The sequence below is a fragment of the Xanthobacter sp. ZOL 2024 genome, assembly GCF_052932325.1.
On record NZ_CM128808.1, the window covers coordinates 3,472,162 to 3,490,913 of the forward strand.

Below are 18,752 nucleotides of genomic sequence, written 5' to 3' on the forward strand. Positions count from 1 at the left end.
GTCACGAGTCCACAGCTTGGAGGCCTCGTTTAGCAGACAGGACCCTTAAGAGTCCGTGCCGAAGACCCCCAGGCGGCCGGATTCCGGCCCACCGCCAGGGGGGGAAATCTTGCACCGTTGATAAGTCTGGGGATAGCGGCGATAACTTTTTTCGCGCCGCCCCCGCCGCCTCACGCCAGGGCGCTCAGAATGCGCACCCAGCTGCGCGTGCCCTTGTGGAACGAGCTGAGGTCATACTTCTCATTGGGCGCGTGCACCCGGTCGTCATCGAGGCCGAAGCCGATCAGCAGCGTATCGACCCCGAGCCGCTGCTTGAACTGGCCGACGATGGGAATCGACCCACCAGTGCCGATGGTCACCGGCTTCACCCCCCATTCCTGTTCCAGGGCCGCCGCCGCCTTGGCGAGGTCCGGGCTGTCCGGCGGCACCAGGAAGGCGCGGGCGCCGTCCCCCTCGCTCAGCTCCATGGTGCAATCCGCCGGCAGCCGCGCGCGGACGAAGGCGGCAAAGGCCGCCCACAGCTTGGCGGGGTCCTGATCCGCCACCAGGCGGAAGGAAATCTTGGCCGTGGCCTTGGACGGGATGATGGTCTTGGTGCCCTCGCCGATATAGCCGCCGTAGATGCCGTTCACCTCGAAGGTGGGGCGGGACTGGATCTGCTCGATCAGCATGCGGTCGCGCTCGCCCACCGGAATCGACAGGCCCACCGGGCCGAGAAAGCCCTCGGCCGAGAGGTTGAGGCTTCTCCAACGCTCACGCACCGCTTCGGGCATCTCGCGGACCTCGTCGTAGAAGCCCGGGATGGCCACACGGCCGTCGGCATCATGGGCATCGGCGAGGATGCGCGAGAGGAGATGGATGGGGTTGGCGGCGGCCCCCCCGTAGAGGCCGGAATGCAGGTCGCGATTGGCCCCGTGGATGGTCAGCTCGGTGTGGAGAATGCCCCGCAGCGAGGTGGTGATGGAGGGGGTCTTGGGGTCCCACATGCCGGTGTCGCACACCAGCGCCAGATCCGCTCCGAGCGCACCCGCATGGGCGGAAAGGAACGCCGGCAGGCTCGGCGAGCCGCATTCCTCCTCGCCCTCCAGCATGATCGTCACATCCACCGGCAGCCGGCCCCCGCTCTCCTTGAGCGCCCGCAGGGCACCGAGGAAGGTGAGCACCTGCCCCTTATCATCCGCCGCCCCACGGGCCACGATGGTGCGCCGGCCATCGGCGGTTTCGCCGAAATGCGGCTCGAAAGGAGGATCCTGCCACAGGTTCAGCGGGTCCACCGGCTGGACGTCGTAATGACCGTAGAACAGCACCCGGCGGGCTGCGCCGGTATCGGTCCGGCCGATCACCACCGGGTGACCCTTGGTCGGGTGGACTTCGGCGGGGATGTCGAGGCTCGCCAGCTCCGCCGCCACCCATTGCGCCGCATCCTGGCAGGCCGCCGCATGTGCCGGATCGGTGGAGATGGAGGGAATGCGCAGAAAGGCAAACAGCCGCTCCAGCGCCCCATCCAGCCCCTGGTCCACCGCCTGTAGCGCTGCATCTACCGCCGTCATCACTTGCCTCCTGCCGCCGCCGCGATGCCGCGCATCGCCTGCGTGATTCCCGGCGGATGCTGGCGCCGGGGACGCCGGCGGGCAAGACATGATTGGCGAAGGGCCATCAGCCAAGCATGACAGTCAAGCATGACAGCCAAGCATGAGCGACAGGCGGGGCGGCTCAACCCCGCTCTCCCCTTTGGTGGAGAACCGGCGGGCCAGCCCGCTCGCTCTAGCGGCCAAGCGTGGCCTCCGACTGACGTCTCGAAGCTGGGCGGGCAGGGCGGAGGTGCAGGTCGAGAGGGAGGCCGCTGCTCGCCCGCCCGTCCTGTGTTCCGGCCGAACCTGCCCGTCATACGGAGTTCAGGTCGGCCGTATCGTCGTAAAACCGGCAAGCCGCGCGCGCAGGCCTTGGCACCCCGCCACGCCCCCCGGGATCCAACGTGCCCAATGCCACGCGCACGCGCTGTCCGAGAGTGCTCCGTCTGTGAGCGCTCCCGCGCGCCCCGGCGATCGGCCTGGGGCGCCGGGACCGCCGTTTTCAGTTGGTCGGGACGAGGGCTGCTGCGGGCTCGCTGGCAACGCGAGGCGCATCCGGCGCCAGGCTGCGCACCACGCGCCGGGCCCGCTGCATGACCGAACCAATCCGCCGATACAGCAGGCGCGGGGCCAGTGGCGCCCCCACGGCTGCGTCGTATCCGCCGCGCGCCGCCAGGCGCATCAACGCCTGGGTGGGGAGCTCCGCGATCAGGATGGTGGGCACACCATTGCCATCCCGAAAGGGGTTCTCTGGCGCCTGATCCGGGTCATCGGTATGGACGACCAGAACGTCGACGGCACCCTGAAACTGCGGCTCGGCGGCCTCGGCGGTGGAGGCCGCCTCCAGAACCGCACCGACGCCGAAGGCCGTCAGGGCAAGCCGCAGCGCATCGCGCCGGTCGGATTGGGAATCAACGAGAAGAATGCGGGCGGTGGGTAACACCTTCATAAGGCGCTCCGATGAACTGTGCGCCGAGCGTCATGGTTCTCACACGACGCTCACGCATCAATGAACCTCCAGCACGACCCCGCAATCGCACCGGTAACATGGGAGATTATCTCTTCGGCACCCCTGAGGCAACCGCCCCCTACCTGGGTCGGGTGTCACTTTTTGGCCGGATATGGTAACGGGTGGCCGCGCTCAGCGGCTCAGATTGCCCAGGATTCCGCGCAGGATCGCGCGCCCCAGCTGGGTGCCCACTTGGGTGGCGACCGAGCGGGCGACCTGCCGCACCACCACTTCTGTCGTCGACATGCGGGTGCTGCTGCGGCCGGTTTTGGGCACGGAGCTTTTGGGCACCGAACTGCGGGTGGACTTGGTACCGGCCGTGCGCGGCGTCGGGGTATTTCCCTGCGGCAGGGGCTCGGTGCGAACCTCGGGCCGCCCCAGCACCGTGCCGAGCACCGCATCGAGCAGGCCGCCGCCGGCGGAGGTGATGACAGAGCCTGCCGCGCCGCTGGGGGCGGAGGGCGAGGCGGGGGCAGAGGCGGGAGCTGTGCTCCTTTGCTCTGCGCGCCGCTGCAGCATCTCGAAGGCAGAATCGCGGTCCACCGGCGTGTCATAGGCATGACCGACGGGGCTGCGCGCCATCACCGCCGCCCGTTCCGCCTCGGTGATGGGCCCGACCCGCGCCGCCGGCGGGCGGACCAGGGTGCGCTGCACGACGGACGGCACGCCATTGCCTTCCAGGGTCGAGATCAAGGCCTCGCCCTTGCCCAGCTCCATGATGACCTGGGCGGTGTTCAGCTTCGGGTTGGGCCGGAAAGTCTCCGCGGCCGCCTTCACCGCTTTCTGATCTCGCGGGGTGAAGGCCCGCAGGGCGTGCTGCACCCGGTTGCCGAGCTGCGCCAGCACGCTTTCGGGCACGTCGAGGGGATTTTGCGTGACGAAATAGACCCCGACGCCCTTCGAGCGGATCAGCCTCACCACCTGCTCGACTTTCTCCAGCAGGATCTTGGGCGCTTCGTCGAACAGCAGGTGCGCCTCATCGAAGAAAAAGACGAGCATCGGCTTGTCCGGATCACCCACCTCCGGCAGCTGCTCGAACAATTCGGACAGTAGCCACAGCAGGAAGCATGCATAAAGCCGCGGCGACGACATCAGTTTGTCCGATGCCAGAACCGAGATGGTGCCATATCCCGTGCGGTCGATCCGCATCAGGTCGCGAATATCGAGAGCAGGCTCGCCGAAGAATTTGTCGGCGCCCTGGTTTTCTAGCACCAGAAGCTGCCGCTGAATGGCCCCCACCGTCTGGGAGGAGACATTGCCATATTGCGTGGTGAGGCTGGCGGCGTTTTCCGCCACATAGGCCAGCATCGCCCGCAGGTCCTTGAGGTCCAGCAACAGCAGGCCCTGCTCGTCGGCCAGCCGGAAGGCGATGTTGAGCACGCCTTCCTGGGTATCGTTGAGGCCCATCAGGCGCGCCAGCAGGAGCGGACCCATCTCCGAGACCGTGGCGCGGATGGGATGGCCCTTCTCGCCGAACACATCCCAGAAGATGACCGGGAAGCTGTCCGGCTGATAGGTGATGCCCACCTCGGCCGCGCGCTTCAGCAGGAAATCCTTGGCCTCGCCGATGGCTGCGATGCCCGAGAGGTCGCCCTTCACATCCGCCGCGAACACCGGCACGCCGGCCCGGGAGAAGCCTTCGGCCAGCACCTGGAGGGTCACCGTCTTGCCCGTTCCGGTGGCGCCGGTGACCAGGCCGTGGCGATTGGCAAGGTGCAGAGCAAGGTATTCACCGCCTTCCACCACGCCGGTGCTGGCCGTTTTGCCACCGGTGGGGGGCTCCACCCGGCCAAGGAAGATCTTGCCGTCCATATCCGGGCTCGAAACGGGCTGTGTCATGGCGCATCCCTCGGCCGCGAGCGGCCGGCTGGGGGTGAATCGGTTCCTAGATTTCTCGCGCGCTTGGGGGCGCAGGGGCAAGGGGCTTGTGCCCGTCCGTCGGCTGCCCCGTAGCCATCCCGCGGCCATCCCGTGGCCATCCCGTGGCCTCTTGCGTCCCAGGACAGCCCCCGGCAAGGTGCGGCCCCTCTCATGCGATGCGGCGCAAGGAGATCCCGATGGACGATTTGATCGCCCGACTGACGCAGCACCTCGATGTCTCGCCGGGCACGGCCCGCAGCCTGGTCGGCATCGTGCTCAAATTCCTGTGTCATGAGGCGCCCCACGAGGCGCTGGCCCCGCTGCTGGCGGCGCATCCCTGGATTCCCGAGGTGCTCGCCGCCACGCCGGAGGAGCCGGCACCGGCGCTATCGGAACGCCATTTCGGTGGTGTCGCGCGGCTGATGCATGTGGCCGATCGCATGATGGCGCTGGGCCTCACCATGCCGCAGGTGCAGGAGGCGGTGCGCGACATCGTCGCCTATGCCCGCGAAAGCGTAGGCGAAGCGGAGATCGACGCGGTGGTGCGCGCGGTGCCCGGCCTGCGGCAGGTTCTGTGAGCGGGGTGTCATGTCGGGGCGCCCGGTGACTTGCAATTGACGCAGGTTGTGCCCTGATAGCGGCGTCTTGCTTGGGAATCGCGTGTTCGGGAGGAAAGACATGTCCTATCCGGTCATTGACATCGAAGGCATCGGGCCGGTCTTCGCGGAAAAGCTGAAGGGGGTCGGCATCCTGACCACGGCGGATCTGCTGGCGGCGGCCGCGAGCCCCAAGGGGCGTCAGGACCTGGCTGCGAAGACCGGGATCGAGGCGCCGCGCATCCTCAAATGGGCCAATATGGCGGATCTGATGCGGGTAAAGGGCATCGGCGAGGAGTATTCCGAGCTGCTGGAAGCCGCTGGCGTGGACACAGTGAAGGAGCTGAAGACCCGCAACCCCGCCAATCTCACCAAGGCCATGGCCGAGGTGAACGCCACCAAGAAGCTGGTGCGCGCCCTGCCGGCGGAAAGCATGGTGGCGCGCTGGATCGAGGAGGCGAAGACCCTGCCGGCGGTGTTGACCTATTAGGGCTGGCGCGCGGATCCCGCGAAAGGGCGGGGGCGGCTGGGGTCGTCCACAGCCTTCCCCTTGAAAATGCCGGATGGTGCCCGTATGAGAAGCGGCGTGCCGCGGTAGCTCAGCTGGTAGAGCAACGCATTCGTAATGCGTGGGTCGGGGGTTCGAATCCCTTCCGCGGCACCATCTTGCCATCTGACAGCGGCTGGCGATCCGAGACCTTCCATTCAATCGGCGATTTCAGGATGTGCTGCGGCGCTTTGCGCCTGCGCACGTGCTGTGGCGCGCCCGCGTGGCGCCGTTGGCTTCGCTTGGATGGAGGGGGGCGCCGTGGCGACGGGCGAGCGGGTGCACGGCCGCCGGTGGGTGGCGGTCGCGCGGCGGCGATGGGTGTCCGCGCGGCGCGTGGCCTCAGGCGGGTCGCGTCAGGTGCTTGGCGTCAGGTGCTTGGCGTCAGGCGCTTGGCCTCATGCGCGTGGCCTCAGGCGCTTGGCGCCGATCGCAACAGTGGGGCTGCCGCGGCGAGGGCCGCCTCGCGTGAGGGCACAAGTCGGAGGGGGAAGGCATACATTCGGGCGACGGTGCGGATGCGGCCGTCCAGCTCTGCGGCCAGTTTCTCGTCCCGCACCAGATAGAGATAGCCCCGGCAGTGTGCATTGAGCCGAGCCCGGTGCGCTTTCAGCCAGACAGTCGCGGCCTTCTCATCCGCATGGGGCTCGTCGTCATGGTCGTGCGTTGGCGGAATCCAGACCATCACGAAAGGGGTTTCCTGCGCCAGCACCCGGGTCACGCCGCTCAGCAGGCGCTCGACGCGGTCGGGCTCGCCGAGTTCGGGAAAATGGGCGAACACCACCGGCCACGACGTGGTGTCAAACAACCGCGGGTCGAGATCGGAGGGCGCCAGGGCAGCGTCGGTCATGATCGATGGCCTCGTCAGGGAGAGGGGGGATCGCGCAGCAGCCGGTCGTCGCGACCGGCGCGCGCCGCCAGCACCACCCCCAGCAGAAGAAGTGGCATGACGATGTAGAAGGCGGTCCAGCCCATGACGGCGACGGCTTGGCCCGCCACGATGGCCGCGAGGGTGCTGGTGAGGCGGGCGATGCCGAACAGGGTGGTGTAGTCCGTTGCTGGCTGCGGGCCGGCGGCCCATCCCAGCAACAGCGCCGCGAACACCACGAAGATGCCACTGCCGCCGGTTCCCGCCAGCACCGCGCCGGTGATGGCGATGCCTTCGTGTTGCAGCACGAATCCGGCCAGCAGGGCGACCGCGGCCAGAAGGCAGAGGGCGGTGAAGGCGATCACCGCCGCGCCGCCGCCCCATCGGCGCATGAGCGCCGCCGCCATCGCGGATGCGGCCAGCATGCCGATGGGGGCCAGCACACCCACGGTCCAGCCGATCCGCTCCAGCGGCACCCCCAAGTCCACCAGCATGATGCGGTTCAGCCCGGTGAAGGCGAAGGTGGCGCTGGAGATGGCGCACAGGGTCAGCAGTCGCCGGACCATGCCGGGGCGGTGGAACAGGGCGAAAAGGCTCGGCGCCGCGCGGCCGGCGCGGTCCACCTTGCGGTCGATGGCTGGCAGCAGCACGCTCGGCAGCGTCACCAGCGCTGCGACGCCGGCGAGGGCCGAGAAGGTGCCGAGCCAGCCGATGTGCGCGAACAGGCCGATGAATACCCCCCCGCCAAGGATGGCACCGAGCGCGAGGCTGGCGAGCTTGGTGGCGGCGGCGGCGGGCCTCAGGCGGGCCGGTACCACCTCCACCGTGAGGGCATCGAGGCTGACATCCATGGTGGCGGCGGCCACCGAGATACCCACCGCCAGGGCCAGCAGCACCGGCGCCGGCAGGGTGGCGCCAAGCCCGATGGCGAGGAGGCCCATGACCACCAGCCCCTGCATGGCGACGATCCATCCCACCCGTGGCGACAGCCAGGGCAGGGACCAGCGGTCGAGCGCCGGCGCCCACAGGAAGGCGAGGCCGAACGGCAGGTAGAGCGCGAGGATCCAGGCGCTGGCGGCGATGCCGAAACCGGCCGCCCGCAGTACCGGGGGCAGCCCCCCCTGGGCGAGGCCCGCCATCATGCCGTAACTGAGGTAGAGGCCGCAGGCCGCGATGAGGATGCGCGCCGCCTCGCGCCGTCCGTGGACGGGCGGCGCGAGGTTCGTCGGCGGGCTTGCCTGACCGGTCACGCGCGGGCCCGTCACCAGCGGTAACGCAGCGTTGCCAGCACGGTGCGCGCCTTGCCATAATTGCAGAAATTATAGGCTTGGCAGGTGTAATAGGTGGCGTCGAAGATGTTGCTGGCGTTCACCTGCAATTCGGCGCCGGTGAAGCGCGGGCTGAGGCCCTTCAGATCATATTTCATCATGGCGTCCACCAGCGTGTAGGCCGGCACCTCGAACGGCACCGCGCTGGGATTGGTGACCGCCGGCACATAGCCGCCCACCGACGAGCCGACATAGCGCACGCCGCCGCCGATGCCGAACCCCTGGAGCGGCCCGTCGCGCCAGGTGTAGTCGGCCCAGAGGGAGGCCATGACATCGGGCACCGCGACCGGGCTTTGCCCCAGGTCCGCGGACAGCGAGCGGGTGATGGTGGCGTCGAGCAGGGTCAGCGAGGCGACGACGTTGAGCTCCTCGGAAAGGGAGGCCTTGGCCTCCAGCTCCAAGCCGCGGGAGCGCACCTCACCGGTCTGGTAGCGCAGGGTCGGCGAGGCATAAGTGGTGACGTTCTGCTGGGTGATCTCGAACACCGCGGCGGTGAACATGGCATTGTAGCCCGCCGGCTGATACTTGATGCCCAGCTCATATTGCTCCCCCGTGGTCGGCTGGAACGCTTCGCCGGTGCTGCTGGTGCCGGCAACGGGCAGGAACGAGGTGGAGAAGGTGGCATAGGGTGCCACCCCATTCTCCCATAGATAGGTCAGCCCGACCCGACCACTGAAGGCGCTGTCGTTCTGGTCCGTCACCGTGCCGGTGAGATGGCTGGTGGTGGAGATGTCGACCCAGTCGTAGCGGCCGCCGGCGGTGAGCAGCCAATTGCCCAGTCGCAGCTGGTCCTGCGCATAAAGGCCGGTCTGGCTGATGGTCTGGTTCTGGTCGCTCAGGGTGTAGAGGTTTGTTGGCCGCGCCAGACCGTAAACCGGATGAAGATAATTGATGGATGCCGCCGCGCCGTAGTTCTGAACCTGGCTCCAATCCATATACTGGTAGTCGAGGCCGAAGATCATCTTGTGGGCGATGGGCCCGGTGGCGAACTGCGCCTCCAGCCGGTTGTCGAGCGCGAGGCCGTCGAGCATCTCGTCGGTGGCGAGGGCGTAGCGGTTGATGGTCGAGAGGTTGGCGGCGAGGCTTGCGGTGGACAGGCTCTCGGTGGTCACGCCGAGATGGGTGTAGCGCAGGTTCTGCTGGAACGACCAGGTGTCGTTGAAGCGGTGGGCAAACTCGTAGCCGATGCTGGCCTGCTCGCGGTCGAACTCGGAGAAGTTCGGATCACCTTCAAAGAAATTGCGCGGAATCTGTCCGTTCGGATTGGGGCTGACGGTGCCGACGGTGGGCAGAACACCGTAATAGCCGCCTTCCGGATCACGCTGATAGTTGGCGAGCACGACAAGGGTCGTGTCGTCATTGGGGCGCCACGCGATGGAGGGCGCGATGGATACCCGCTGCTCCTCGGTGAAGTCCACCTGAGTGTTGCCCGTATAGGCGACGCCGGCGAGGCGATAGAGCAGCTTGCCTTCGGGGTCGGCGGCGCCGCCCAGGTCGAACGCCGTCTTGTAGTAGTCGAAGCTGCCGATCCCGACGACGATCTCCCGAATGGTCTCCTCGGTGGGGCGCTTGCTCACCATGTTGACGAAGCCGCCCGGTGTGCTGGCTCCGTACAGCATGGAGCTCGGACCCTTCAGAACTTCGATGCGCTCCAGCAGATAAGGATCGATCTGGGGAATGGCGTAGCCTGAGCCGCGCGACAGCCGCAGCCCGTCCAGGAACAGGATCGGGTCGGTCGGGGATCCGAAGCCGCGGATGTAAGGCATGTCATAGCGAGTGGCGGAGCCCCGGACCTCGGCGATCACGCCCGGCGTGTAGCGCAGCGCTTCCACCACGTTCTGCGCGCCCTGGGTTTCCACCTGGTCGCGCGTGACCACGGAGACCGACTGCGGCGTCTCGATCAGCGGCGTGTTGGTCTTGGTGCCGACGTCGGTGCGGGTGGCGACGAAGCCGACGGTGCCGTCGCTCTCCACCTGCAGCGTGTCGAGGAGAATGGCGCCCTCCGCGCTGCCCGACGCGGTGGTGTCGGGGGCGAGGATGGTGACCGAGCTGGCGCCGGTGAAGCGATAGGCGAGACCGGTTCCAGCCAGCAGTCGGGACAGCGCCTCGCCGCGGGTCAGCTCGCCGCTCACCGCGCCCGAGCGCAGCCCCCGGAGCCGGGCGGTGTCATAGAACACGCGCACGCCGGCGTGCTGGGCGAAGGCGAGAACGGCCTGGTTGAGATCCTGGGCCGGGATGTTGAAGGCGAGGCGGGCATTGCTGGCGGCGCCGGCAGAAACGCGGGCCTCCTGTGCCTGGAGCGGCTGGCAGGTGAGCACGGCCAGCGCGGTGACCAGGAAGGCGGGCGAAAGCGCCCGGTGCTGCCGTCGATGATGCTGCCGTCGTGCCATGACTCTGCCCGTCCTCGTCCCCTGTGGCGGCGGGCGTTGTCACGCTCCGCCATGCCATGTCGCGGAAGAAGACGTGCGAGCCGGCGGATCCGGTAACGCCGCGTCGCATTTTTTCGGTCAGCGGGGTTGCCGTCGCAGCAGTGCTTAGAACAGCAGGGTGACGAAGGGGGGGGCCGCCACGGTTCGGGCATTGAGCTCGGTGGCGATGGTCTCCACGACGTCGTTGAGGTCATCGGCAGCGAACACACCGCTCACCCGACGCTCGGCCAGCGCGGGGGACATGATGACAATGCGCCCCCGGCGATAGCGATTGAGCTTGGTGACCACGCTGCGCAGGGGCACGGCATCGAATACCAATAGGCCCCGGCGCCAGGCGGCGGCGCCCGCCGCGTCGGTGTGGCGGACCGGCCCCAGCGGGCCTTCGGGCGCATAGGCCACCGTTTCGCCGGGCGACAGGACGACGCTGGAGGCACGCTGCCGCTCATCGCTCACCGAGACTTCGATCCGGTGTTCGACCGCCGTCACCTGCACTTCCGGCCCCATGTTCTCGATCACGAACCGTGTGCCGAGCGCGCGGGTGACGCCGCCCTGAGTCCGCACGGCGAACGGTCGGAGCTCCGGGCCCTGGCGCGGTGTGGCGGTGAAGAAGGCATCGCCGGCCAGCAGGGTGACCTGGCGCACGTCGTCGCTGAATTGAATGGAGATGGCGCTTGCGGGGCCAAGCTCGACGGTGCTGCCATCGGCGAGGGTGATGGTGCGGACCTCGGCGGGGGCTGTGCGATAGTCCGAGGTCATCGCCACGAAGGGATCGCCCACCCGGTAGAGCACACCCGCGCCGAGCACCAGCGCCAGCGTGGCCGCCAGGGCCGCCGCCATCCGCAGGCGCGGGGAGGCGCGGGGAGGCGACGCGGGCATCGGCGTTTCGGCCAGATGGCGAGAGGATGAGGCGCCCGCCTCCGCTTCGTGACGGAGAACCGCGAGGCTGATCCAGGTGGCGTGGGCATTCTCGAATGCGGTGCGGTGGGCCGGATCGCGCCGAAGCCAGGCTTCAAACGCGGCGCGCTCGGCCTCGTCGAGGGGCCGCTCGTTGCTGCGGATTACCCACTCGGCGGCGTCCGCCTCCACGTCCTGGCCGCGTTTTCGATCCCCGTCCACGCTCTACCACCCCGATCGACTAAAGGGTCCCCATGGTGTCGAGCCCCCTCGGCCGCGTTCCGCGCGGGGCGCCCTTGGCATAACGCGCCCATGGCACAATGCGCGCGCCGACGGTCGCGTGCCGCTGCTCTAAGAGGCCGTGCCAGCCTTGGCAAGCCGCGCAGCGAGAGGCACGGCCCCTCACGGGGGGCCCACCCGCGCCGTGAGATGCCGCAGGGCAAGGGCCAGATGCTTCTGCACGGAGCTTTCCGAGATGCCCAGCCTGGAGGCCACCTGGGCATAGCTCAGCCCCTCGATGCGGTTGAGGCTGAAGATGTCGCGGGTGCGCGGAGACAGCTCGGCAAGGGCGTCGCGCAGGTGGGCGATCCGCTCGCGGGCCAGCAGCATTTCTTCTGCGGAGGGGGCCTCATCGGCAATCCGCGCGAAGTCCTCGGAGGGAGTGGGAAAGGTCTGTCGCCGGTTTTCCTGTCGCACGTGATCGATGAGGAGATTGCGCGCCACCTGGAAGAGGTAGGCCCGCAGGTCGCGCGGGGCACGGGACGCGGGGATCTCGGCGATCCGCACAAAGGTGTCTTGAGCGATGTCAGCGGCGGCATGCGCGCTTCCCATCTTCTGCTTGAGATAGCCCCGCAGCTCCGGGCCATACAGCAGAAATGCACGCTCAAGGGTCTTGGACACGCGACACTCGCCTGAATGCATGCCTGCAGCCAAGCCATCGACATCGGGCGGCCGCTCACCCGATCATCCCTACAGGTCAACGGGCGGCCGCGTCCACTGACAAGAGAGGGGTCGGATCAGATCATAATTATTTTAATTACAAGGGGATGCCCCGCGAACGCCGGGCTGTTCCGGCCGCGCCGTCTCCACGTGCCTGGCCTTCGCGGGGCGGGCTCAGGACGCCGAGGCGCGGCGTTCCTCGGGGACGATGGCGTTGCCGATGATCTCGCCGAACGGTCCGTGATGGGGGGCGGCGGCGCTGGGCGCGCCGGTTTCGGCGGCGCGGGGCAGAAGGGGCAGGACGCTTTCGCCGAAGCGGTAGGCTTCCTCCAGGTGGGGATAGCCGGAAAGCACGAACGTATCGATGCCGATGGCCATGTATTCCTTCATGCGCGCGGCCACCGTTTGCGGATCACCCACCAGCGCCGTGCCCGCGCCGCCGCGCACCAGGCCGACGCCGGCCCAAAGGTTGGGGGCCACTTCCAACCGGTCGCGGCGACCGCCATGCAGCGCGCTCATCCGCCGTTGGCCCTCCGAATCCATGCGCGCGAACACCTGTTGCGCATCGGCGATGGTCTTGTCGTCCACATAGCGGATCAAGTCTTCGGCGGCGGCCCACGCCTCGGCGGTCGTGTCACGGACGATATCACATGCAGGCGGATGCCGAAGGTCACCTCGCGCCCCACGGCGGCGGCGCGGGTGCGGATGTCGCGGATCTTGCCCGCCACCTGCGCCGGCGGCTCGCCCCAGCTGAGATACTTCTGCACCTGCCGGGCCGCCACGTCGTGGGCGGGGGCGGAGGAGCCGCCGAAAAACAGCGGCGGATGGGGCTGCTGCACCGGCGGATAGAGCAGCTTGCCGCCGTCCACCTTCAGATGCTTGCCCGAGAAGGTGACCGCCTCGCCCTTCAGGAGGCGGGTGTAGATCTCGAGGAATTCGGCGGTGATCTCGTAGCGCTCCGCGTGGTCGGAGAAGAAGCCGTCGCCGCGGTTCTCGACCGGGTCGCCGCCGGTGACCACGTTGATCAGCGCCCGCCCGCCGGAGATGCGATCCAGCGTCGCCGTCATGCGCGCGGCGACGGCGGGGGACAGGAGGCCAGGCCGCACCGCCACCAGAAAACGCAGCCGCTCGGTGAAGGCGGCCAGGGCCGAGGCGATGATCCAGGAATCCTCGCACGAGCGGCCGGTGGGGATCAGCACGCCATAGTAGCCGAGCTGGTCGGTGGCCTGCGCGATCTGCCTGAGATAGGCGAGGGTCACCTCCCGCGCCTTGTGCGAGGTGCCCAGATGATGGCCGTCGCCATGGGTGGGGAGGAACCACAAGACATTGGCTTGCTCGGCGGCGGGCAGGGCGGAGTCGGCGGTGTTGAGGGACATGGGGGGCTCCAGAGACTGCGATCGGTGCGAGAAGCGTGGCGCGCGTCGCTCAATAATTAATAAAATCCATGGATAATATTGACTAAGTCAAGCCGTCCCACCTGTCTTTTTTCAATCCGCCGCTTTCGAGACCGCTCGGAGGTGTTTTGAGCAGCGCCGGCGCGCCACCCTGTGTCGTGGCGCCGCGCGCCTTATGCCCACAGAGGCCGCGCGAGCCTGTTCGGCCCACAGTCCGCGTATGGGGCCCCGCCGTCGGACATGGACGGATGTCTCATAATAGACTGAAATATAATGATAAATTTGAATTTCTGTTTGTTGTGCACGGCTGCCACTCTTCAGCGCTTCACATAATTGATTAAGTCAATTGACATTATATAAAATAGACCGGCATCCTCGGAGAAGGTCGATGGGGGTCATCGGCCTAGCCTGCAGCCATGGGCCACCACCGCCGCGCCGGAGGGCCCACCGCAGTTGCCGGAGAGAACGCACTGCGCGGGCGCCGTCATCAGCCAAAGGGAAGGACGACACACATGCCCACCCGCCGATCTTTCGGACGCCTCCTTGCGCTCGGCCTCGCCCTTGGCGGTGCGCTCGGCGCTGTTCCCGCCCGAGCGGAAGGCCTGCTGCGCATCTCACAGCAGTTCGGCACACTTTACACGCCGTTCCACGTGATGAAGCAGAGAAAGCTCATCGAGAAGCACGGAAAGGCCTTGGGCGTCGATATTGATGTCCAATGGACGCGCCTGTCCGGAGGCGCTGCGGTCAATGATGCTTTGCTGGCCGGAAATATTGATATCGCCTCCGCCGGAATCGGGCCGTTTCTCATCTTGTGGGACAAGACACGCAGCACGCCGAACGCAGTGAAGATCGTCGGTGCCTTCGGTGCGCAGCCGAACTATCTGCTCACCAACAATCCCAATGTGAAGACCATCAAGGACTTCACCGACAAGGACAAGATTGCCATGCCGGTGGCGGGCGTCTCGGTGCAGGCGCGCATTCTCCAGCTCGCCAGCGAACAGACGTTCGGGCCCGGCAAGGCCAAGACGCTCGATCCATTGATGGTGACCCTGCCGCACCCGGACGCTACCGCCGCGCTGATCTCCGGCAGCACGGAAATCACCGCGCACATGTCCAACGCCCCCTTCCAGAACCAGGCGTTGAAGAGCCCCAACGTTCACAAGGTGTTTTCCTCCTACGACGTTTTCGGTGGGCCGATCACGCCCACGGTTGCTTATGCCACCGAGACATTCCGCAAGGAAAATCCCAAAACCTACCAAGCCTTCCTTGCGGCCTTCCTTGAGGCGACCGAATGGGTGGCGGCCCATAAGAAGGAAGCGGCCGAGATCTATGTGGAGGTCGAGCAATCCAAGCTCGAGCCGGCCTTCATCGAAGATGTGCTCTCCAGCCCGGACACCGAATACACGCTCGTTCCGCGTGGCACCCTCAAGTTTTCCGCGTTCATGCACCGCATCGGCGCCATCAAGGCCAAGCCCGGGAGCTTCAAGGACTATACGTTTGAGGAACTGCATGCGGATTCCGGATCCTGAGCCGATGCCCATGATCTCCCTTGCATCCTCCCCGGTATCTTCCCTCGCATCCTCTCCCGCAGTCCCCTGGTCGCAGGCGCAGGTGCCGGTCCTTGAAGCGCGCAGTCTCACCCTGGATTACCCGGGGCCCGATGGGCCGGCGCGCGCGGTGACGGACGTGAGTTTCCGTGTGGCCTCCGGCGAGCGGCTGGTGTTGCTCGGCCCGTCGGGCTGCGGGAAATCCTCCATCCTCAAGGCGCTCGCCGGCTTCCTCAGGCCGGCCGGCGGCGCCGTGGAGATCCGCGGCAAGGCGATTTCCGGCCCGGGACCGGATCGCATCGTGGTGTTCCAGGAGTTCGACCAGCTCCTGCCTTGGAAAAGCGTGCGGGACAATGTGGCCTTCCCGTTGCGTGTCGCCCGCAAGCTCGGCGTGAAGGAGGCGCGGGCCCGTGCCGAGCGGGCGCTGAGGCGGGTGGGCCTGAGCCGTGCCCTTGATGCCTACCCACACACCCTGTCGGGCGGCATGAAGCAGCGTGCCGCCATCGCCCGGGCTCTGGCGGCCGAGCCGGACGTTCTGCTCATGGACGAGCCGTTTGCGGCACTCGATGCCCTCACGCGGCGGACCCTGCAGGAAGACCTGTTGGCGCTGGCGCAGGAACAGGGCTTCACCCTGGTATTCGTCACCCACGCCATCGACGAGGCGGTGCTACTCGGCACCCAGCTGCATCTGCTGGCGGCGCATCCGGGGCGCACCATCGCCACCTTCGACACCTCAGGCCTCGGCGTTGCGGAACGCGGAACCCCACCTTTCGAGGACGTGGTCCGCCATGTCCACGATCTGCTGTTCGCCGATGGAGCACGCCATGTCTGATCAGGTCGCACGCGACGCAGCGCTCGGGCGCGCCGGCGAGGGTGTTGGACGCGGGCGGTCGCGCCATGTGGTGTTCCGCACCGTGTGGGATCGGCTTTGGAAAACCACGCTGGTGCGTCGCCTCGCCATCCTCGCCGCCTTGGCCGCGCTCTGGCAGGCGGCGGCGCTGTGGCAGAACAACCCACTGCTGTTTCCCACCTTCACCGACACGGCGCGGGCACTCATCACCGGCCTGCGGGATGAAGACCTGTTTCCCTCCGCCGTCGCTTCGCTTGGCGTTCTGCTGAAGGGCTATGCTCTCGCCATCGTGCTGGCGCTCGCGCTGGTCTCGATCGCCATCGCAGTGCCCTTCGTCAAGGAGGTGCTGCTGACGTTGACGGCCATGTTCAATCCGCTGCCGGCCATCGCGCTGCTGCCGTTGGCCATGCTGTGGTTCGGCCTTGGTGAGGCGAGCCTGCTGCTGGTGATGGTCCACGCGGTGCTTTGGCCGTTCGCGCTCGCGGCCCTCACCGGCTTTGAGCTTGTGCCCGAGACGCAGCGCCTGGTGGGGCGCAACTACGGTCTGCGGGGCCCATCCTATGTCGCGTTCATCCTCATTCCCGCTGCGCTGCCCTCGCTTCTGTCGGGGCTGAAAATCGCCTGGGCCTTCGCCTGGCGCACGCTGATCGCGGCTGAATTGGTGTTCGGCGTCTCTTCCCGGTCCGGCGGGCTCGGCTGGTACATCTATCGTAACCGCAATGAGCTGCTGACGGACAAGGTGTTTGCGGGCCTGGTCTCGGTGATCCTCATCGGGCTGGCGGTGGAGGTGCTGTTCCGCGCCATCGAGCACGGCACGGTGCGCCGCTGGGGTCTTCAGCGCTGATGGCACCGGAGATCCAGCGGTGCGCGGCATCCCCGATGTCCGTCGCGCGTCCGCCCGCCGGTGAAGTGGCGGTGGGCGGAGCATCAGCCTTGGTCCTGCCGATGGAAGCCGGCAATCGGAGGCGCGCTGCTGCGCCGCGTCTTTCGGGCTTTGGTGGCGGGGCAATGCCGTGGCGCTGTCTTGAAGCCTCTCAGGCAGCGACACGGGCACTGCAGAAGGGATGGCCTTATGATTCTGAAGAGGCCGCGGGCGAAAACTGGGCATGGAAGGCGTCGAAGCCGTTCCGGAACTTGCTGTCCTTCGGAAGCAGCGTCTGGTTGCGAATCCAGCGGATGCCACGCTTCTTCACAGAGGCGGGATTGCCAGCCAGCACCGTCATCTGTTCGTCAAAGCGTCGCGTCACCACTGAACATGCCGCAACAATCGTTTCAGGCGCTATGGATGCGTTCTTTGTGATATAGGCGCGTTCGCCGATCCATGAATGGTCGCCGATCGTCACGTTGCCTACCGTATCCAGATAATCGCCGCTCTCGTCATCGAAGATCAGGTGCGGGGATTCACCTGTCCGGATGATGATTGAGTTTGAAAACATGCAGGCATTGCCGATCCCGAGCGAATTTCCACTATTGTAAAGATAGAATGAGCAGTTTGGCTCGGTGGAGCAGTGATCTCCGATTTCAAGCGTAACGCGATGCGCCGGAACAGCATTGCCAATGCTGACGTTGAGATCGCGTGTGCGGAAGCCACGGCCAATGACCACCCGATTATGGGAGCCGCGGACGTGCAGCGTCATGCTCAGTGCGCTGGAATCCTGGATGAAGATGTGGTTGTGGTCGCCGATCACTCGCCCCGCGATTTTCGCATTGCCCCCAATGCTCACCGCGTTGCCAACACCATGAACCTCCACACTGCACACGCCTCTGCGCGCGTCGGCGTCTCTGAGCCGTTCATCGCGGTATATATGGACAACTCGCGAAAACATATACAGAAAAATAATCTTATTGGTTGTGGATGCCGGCGGCTCCCATGGTGCGATCTTTCGGCCCAAAAGAGCATAGAATCTGCGCGCAGGCGCGTCTCTCTTTCATTCGAGGCTAGAGATCGCAGCCGAGGGTGTCGGTAATGCATCGGTGAGCAACGATGGATCGGCGAAGATGGGCCGCTTGCCGGGTGCTCACGCGTGAGGCCGGACGATCCGTGTCCATTGGTCCGCCTCAGATGATTGCGCGAGCGGTTCCGATGGTGTGCCTGGGGGTGCGGGCCAGCCTGTTTGCCCCTCCACACCGCATGCCGATGGCCTCTCCGTCCGCGCGCGGGCACCGGTGCCGTTTCGCGGGCCGAGGCATCGGCGTTTCGCAGCGGCGGCGCCACCTCGTGGTCGCCGCCGTGTTGCTTTCGTGCCGGAGGGGAATGACATGCCGTCTGACCTGAAGCGGGGCATCCGCTTCAGGTCAGACGGCACAGACGTGCTGGGGTGGGCGCCGCGTCATGCGGGCGGCTGGAGGCCCCTGGTTCCGGTCGGCGGGCGTGCGCGATTGGGCTGTCAGTATTGCCCGGGCTGGGCGGCCGACGACGTCTCCAACGGCCAAGGTGGCGGATATGCGGACATCAAAAACCGCACCCCAAGGCGGCGACCGCCTGGGATTGAATATGGTGCCGGCGGTGGTTGAGGCAAAAAACCCAGCGAACTCGATGAGTTGCTGGGCTTTATTTTGGTTGCGGGGGCAGGATTTGAACCTGCGACCTTCAGGTTATGAGCCTGACGAGCTACCGGGCTGCTCCACCCCGCGTCAAGGCCGATCGGTTGAAGTGGCTGCGCCGTCGATCGGTGAGGCGTATGTAGCAATGCCCCTCGTGGAAGGAAAGGGCTCGCTGCCAAAAAAATGTCATGGCAGCCATGTCTCACCCCACCCGCCTGTGGATGAGGGGCCGCCGCCATTCGCATGCGAGTGTGCAAAGCGTTGTGGCTTATGGTTTTGCAGAGCTGGCGCGCTTGCAAAGAAGGCACGCCGACCATCGGCATCAAGGCTGTGGATGACGCTGGCCGGCGGCCGAGGGGCCGGCGGCGAGGGACGG

At 66.7% G+C, this 18,752-nt stretch carries 14 protein-coding genes, 2 tRNA genes and 1 pseudogene; 6 read left to right on the top strand and 11 right to left on the bottom strand.

Annotated features, from left to right (window positions below; all coding sequences use genetic code 11):
* Positions 1-170: 170 nt before the first annotated feature.
* From ACU4E7_RS15835 to ACU4E7_RS15845, 3 genes are all read right to left on the bottom strand, one after another.
* Positions 171-1,550: a dipeptidase gene (locus ACU4E7_RS15835; RefSeq protein WP_238121944.1), complete on the bottom strand. Its 1,380-nt coding sequence runs from the start codon at positions 1,548-1,550 to the stop codon at positions 171-173.
* Between the two features lie 523 nt (positions 1,551-2,073).
* Positions 2,074-2,514, bottom strand: coding sequence for a hypothetical protein (locus tag ACU4E7_RS15840; RefSeq protein ID WP_447019404.1), 441 nt, complete (start codon positions 2,512-2,514; stop codon positions 2,074-2,076).
* A gap of 198 nt (positions 2,515-2,712) precedes the next feature.
* A complete protein-coding gene (locus ACU4E7_RS15845) occupies positions 2,713-4,419 on the bottom strand; it encodes a helicase HerA-like domain-containing protein (RefSeq protein ID WP_447019405.1) in 1,707 nt (568 codons plus the stop codon).
* Between the two features lie 218 nt (positions 4,420-4,637).
* Between ACU4E7_RS15845 and ACU4E7_RS15850 the strand changes: the two genes are divergently transcribed.
* The 3 genes from ACU4E7_RS15850 to ACU4E7_RS15860 all read left to right on the top strand — a co-directional run bounded on the left by ACU4E7_RS15850 (position 4,638) and on the right by ACU4E7_RS15860 (position 5,700).
* Positions 4,638-5,018 (top strand): hypothetical protein, encoded by a 381-nt coding sequence (locus ACU4E7_RS15850; RefSeq protein ID WP_447019406.1) that lies wholly within the window; start codon positions 4,638-4,640, stop codon positions 5,016-5,018.
* Between the two features lie 100 nt (positions 5,019-5,118).
* Positions 5,119-5,526, top strand: coding sequence for a DUF4332 domain-containing protein (locus tag ACU4E7_RS15855; protein WP_238121948.1), 408 nt, complete (start codon positions 5,119-5,121; stop codon positions 5,524-5,526).
* A gap of 98 nt (positions 5,527-5,624) precedes the next feature.
* Positions 5,625-5,700 (top strand) — tRNA-Thr (locus tag ACU4E7_RS15860).
* 295 nt (positions 5,701-5,995) lie between these two features.
* On the opposite strand, the gene ACU4E7_RS15865 is transcribed toward ACU4E7_RS15860, so the two are convergent.
* The 6 genes and pseudogenes from ACU4E7_RS15865 to ssuD all read right to left on the bottom strand — a co-directional run bounded on the left by ACU4E7_RS15865 (position 5,996) and on the right by ssuD (position 13,417).
* On the bottom strand, positions 5,996-6,433 hold the full coding sequence (locus ACU4E7_RS15865; RefSeq protein WP_447019407.1) for a hypothetical protein: 438 nt from the start codon (positions 6,431-6,433) through the stop codon (positions 5,996-5,998).
* 14 nt (positions 6,434-6,447) lie between these two features.
* Entirely contained in the window at positions 6,448-7,701 is a 1,254-nt protein-coding gene (locus ACU4E7_RS15870; protein ID WP_447019408.1) for an MFS transporter, read from the bottom strand.
* 11 nt (positions 7,702-7,712) lie between these two features.
* The gene (locus ACU4E7_RS15875; protein WP_447019409.1) at positions 7,713-10,169 is read right to left on the bottom strand and encodes a TonB-dependent siderophore receptor; all 2,457 of its coding nucleotides are present in this window, start codon (positions 10,167-10,169) and stop codon (positions 7,713-7,715) included.
* A 144-nt stretch (positions 10,170-10,313) separates the two neighbouring features.
* Positions 10,314-11,324 carry a FecR family protein gene (locus tag ACU4E7_RS15880; RefSeq protein WP_447019410.1) on the bottom strand — a complete coding sequence of 337 codons (1,011 nt, stop codon included), beginning with the start codon at positions 11,322-11,324 and terminating at the stop codon, positions 10,314-10,316.
* Positions 11,325-11,504: 180 nt separating this feature from the next.
* Positions 11,505-12,002, bottom strand: a complete 498-nt coding sequence (locus ACU4E7_RS15885; protein WP_238122002.1) for an RNA polymerase sigma factor — start codon at positions 12,000-12,002, stop codon at positions 11,505-11,507.
* Between the two features lie 213 nt (positions 12,003-12,215).
* Positions 12,216-13,417: pseudogene (gene ssuD / locus ACU4E7_RS15890) on the bottom strand (FMNH2-dependent alkanesulfonate monooxygenase).
* 530 nt (positions 13,418-13,947) lie between these two features.
* On the opposite strand from ssuD, the gene ACU4E7_RS15895 reads away from it, so the two are divergent.
* The 3 genes from ACU4E7_RS15895 to ACU4E7_RS15905 all read left to right on the top strand — a co-directional run bounded on the left by ACU4E7_RS15895 (position 13,948) and on the right by ACU4E7_RS15905 (position 16,676).
* Positions 13,948-14,964 carry an ABC transporter substrate-binding protein gene (locus ACU4E7_RS15895; RefSeq protein WP_447019411.1) on the top strand — a complete coding sequence of 339 codons (1,017 nt, stop codon included), beginning with the start codon at positions 13,948-13,950 and terminating at the stop codon, positions 14,962-14,964.
* A 157-nt stretch (positions 14,965-15,121) separates the two neighbouring features.
* Positions 15,122-15,814: an ABC transporter ATP-binding protein gene (locus ACU4E7_RS15900; RefSeq protein ID WP_447019412.1), complete on the top strand. Its 693-nt coding sequence runs from the start codon at positions 15,122-15,124 to the stop codon at positions 15,812-15,814.
* A complete protein-coding gene (locus ACU4E7_RS15905; RefSeq protein ID WP_238122006.1) occupies positions 15,807-16,676 on the top strand; it encodes an ABC transporter permease in 870 nt (289 codons plus the stop codon). The genes ACU4E7_RS15900 and ACU4E7_RS15905 overlap by 8 nt, the downstream gene beginning before the upstream one ends.
* A 226-nt stretch (positions 16,677-16,902) precedes the next feature.
* Here ACU4E7_RS15905 and ACU4E7_RS15910 read toward each other — a convergent pair whose 3' ends face one another.
* On the bottom strand, positions 16,903-17,583 hold the full coding sequence (locus ACU4E7_RS15910; RefSeq protein ID WP_447019413.1) for an acyltransferase: 681 nt from the start codon (positions 17,581-17,583) through the stop codon (positions 16,903-16,905).
* An 806-nt stretch (positions 17,584-18,389) separates the two neighbouring features.
* Positions 18,390-18,466 (bottom strand) — tRNA-Met (locus tag ACU4E7_RS15915).
* Between the last annotated feature and the right edge of the window lie 286 nt (positions 18,467-18,752).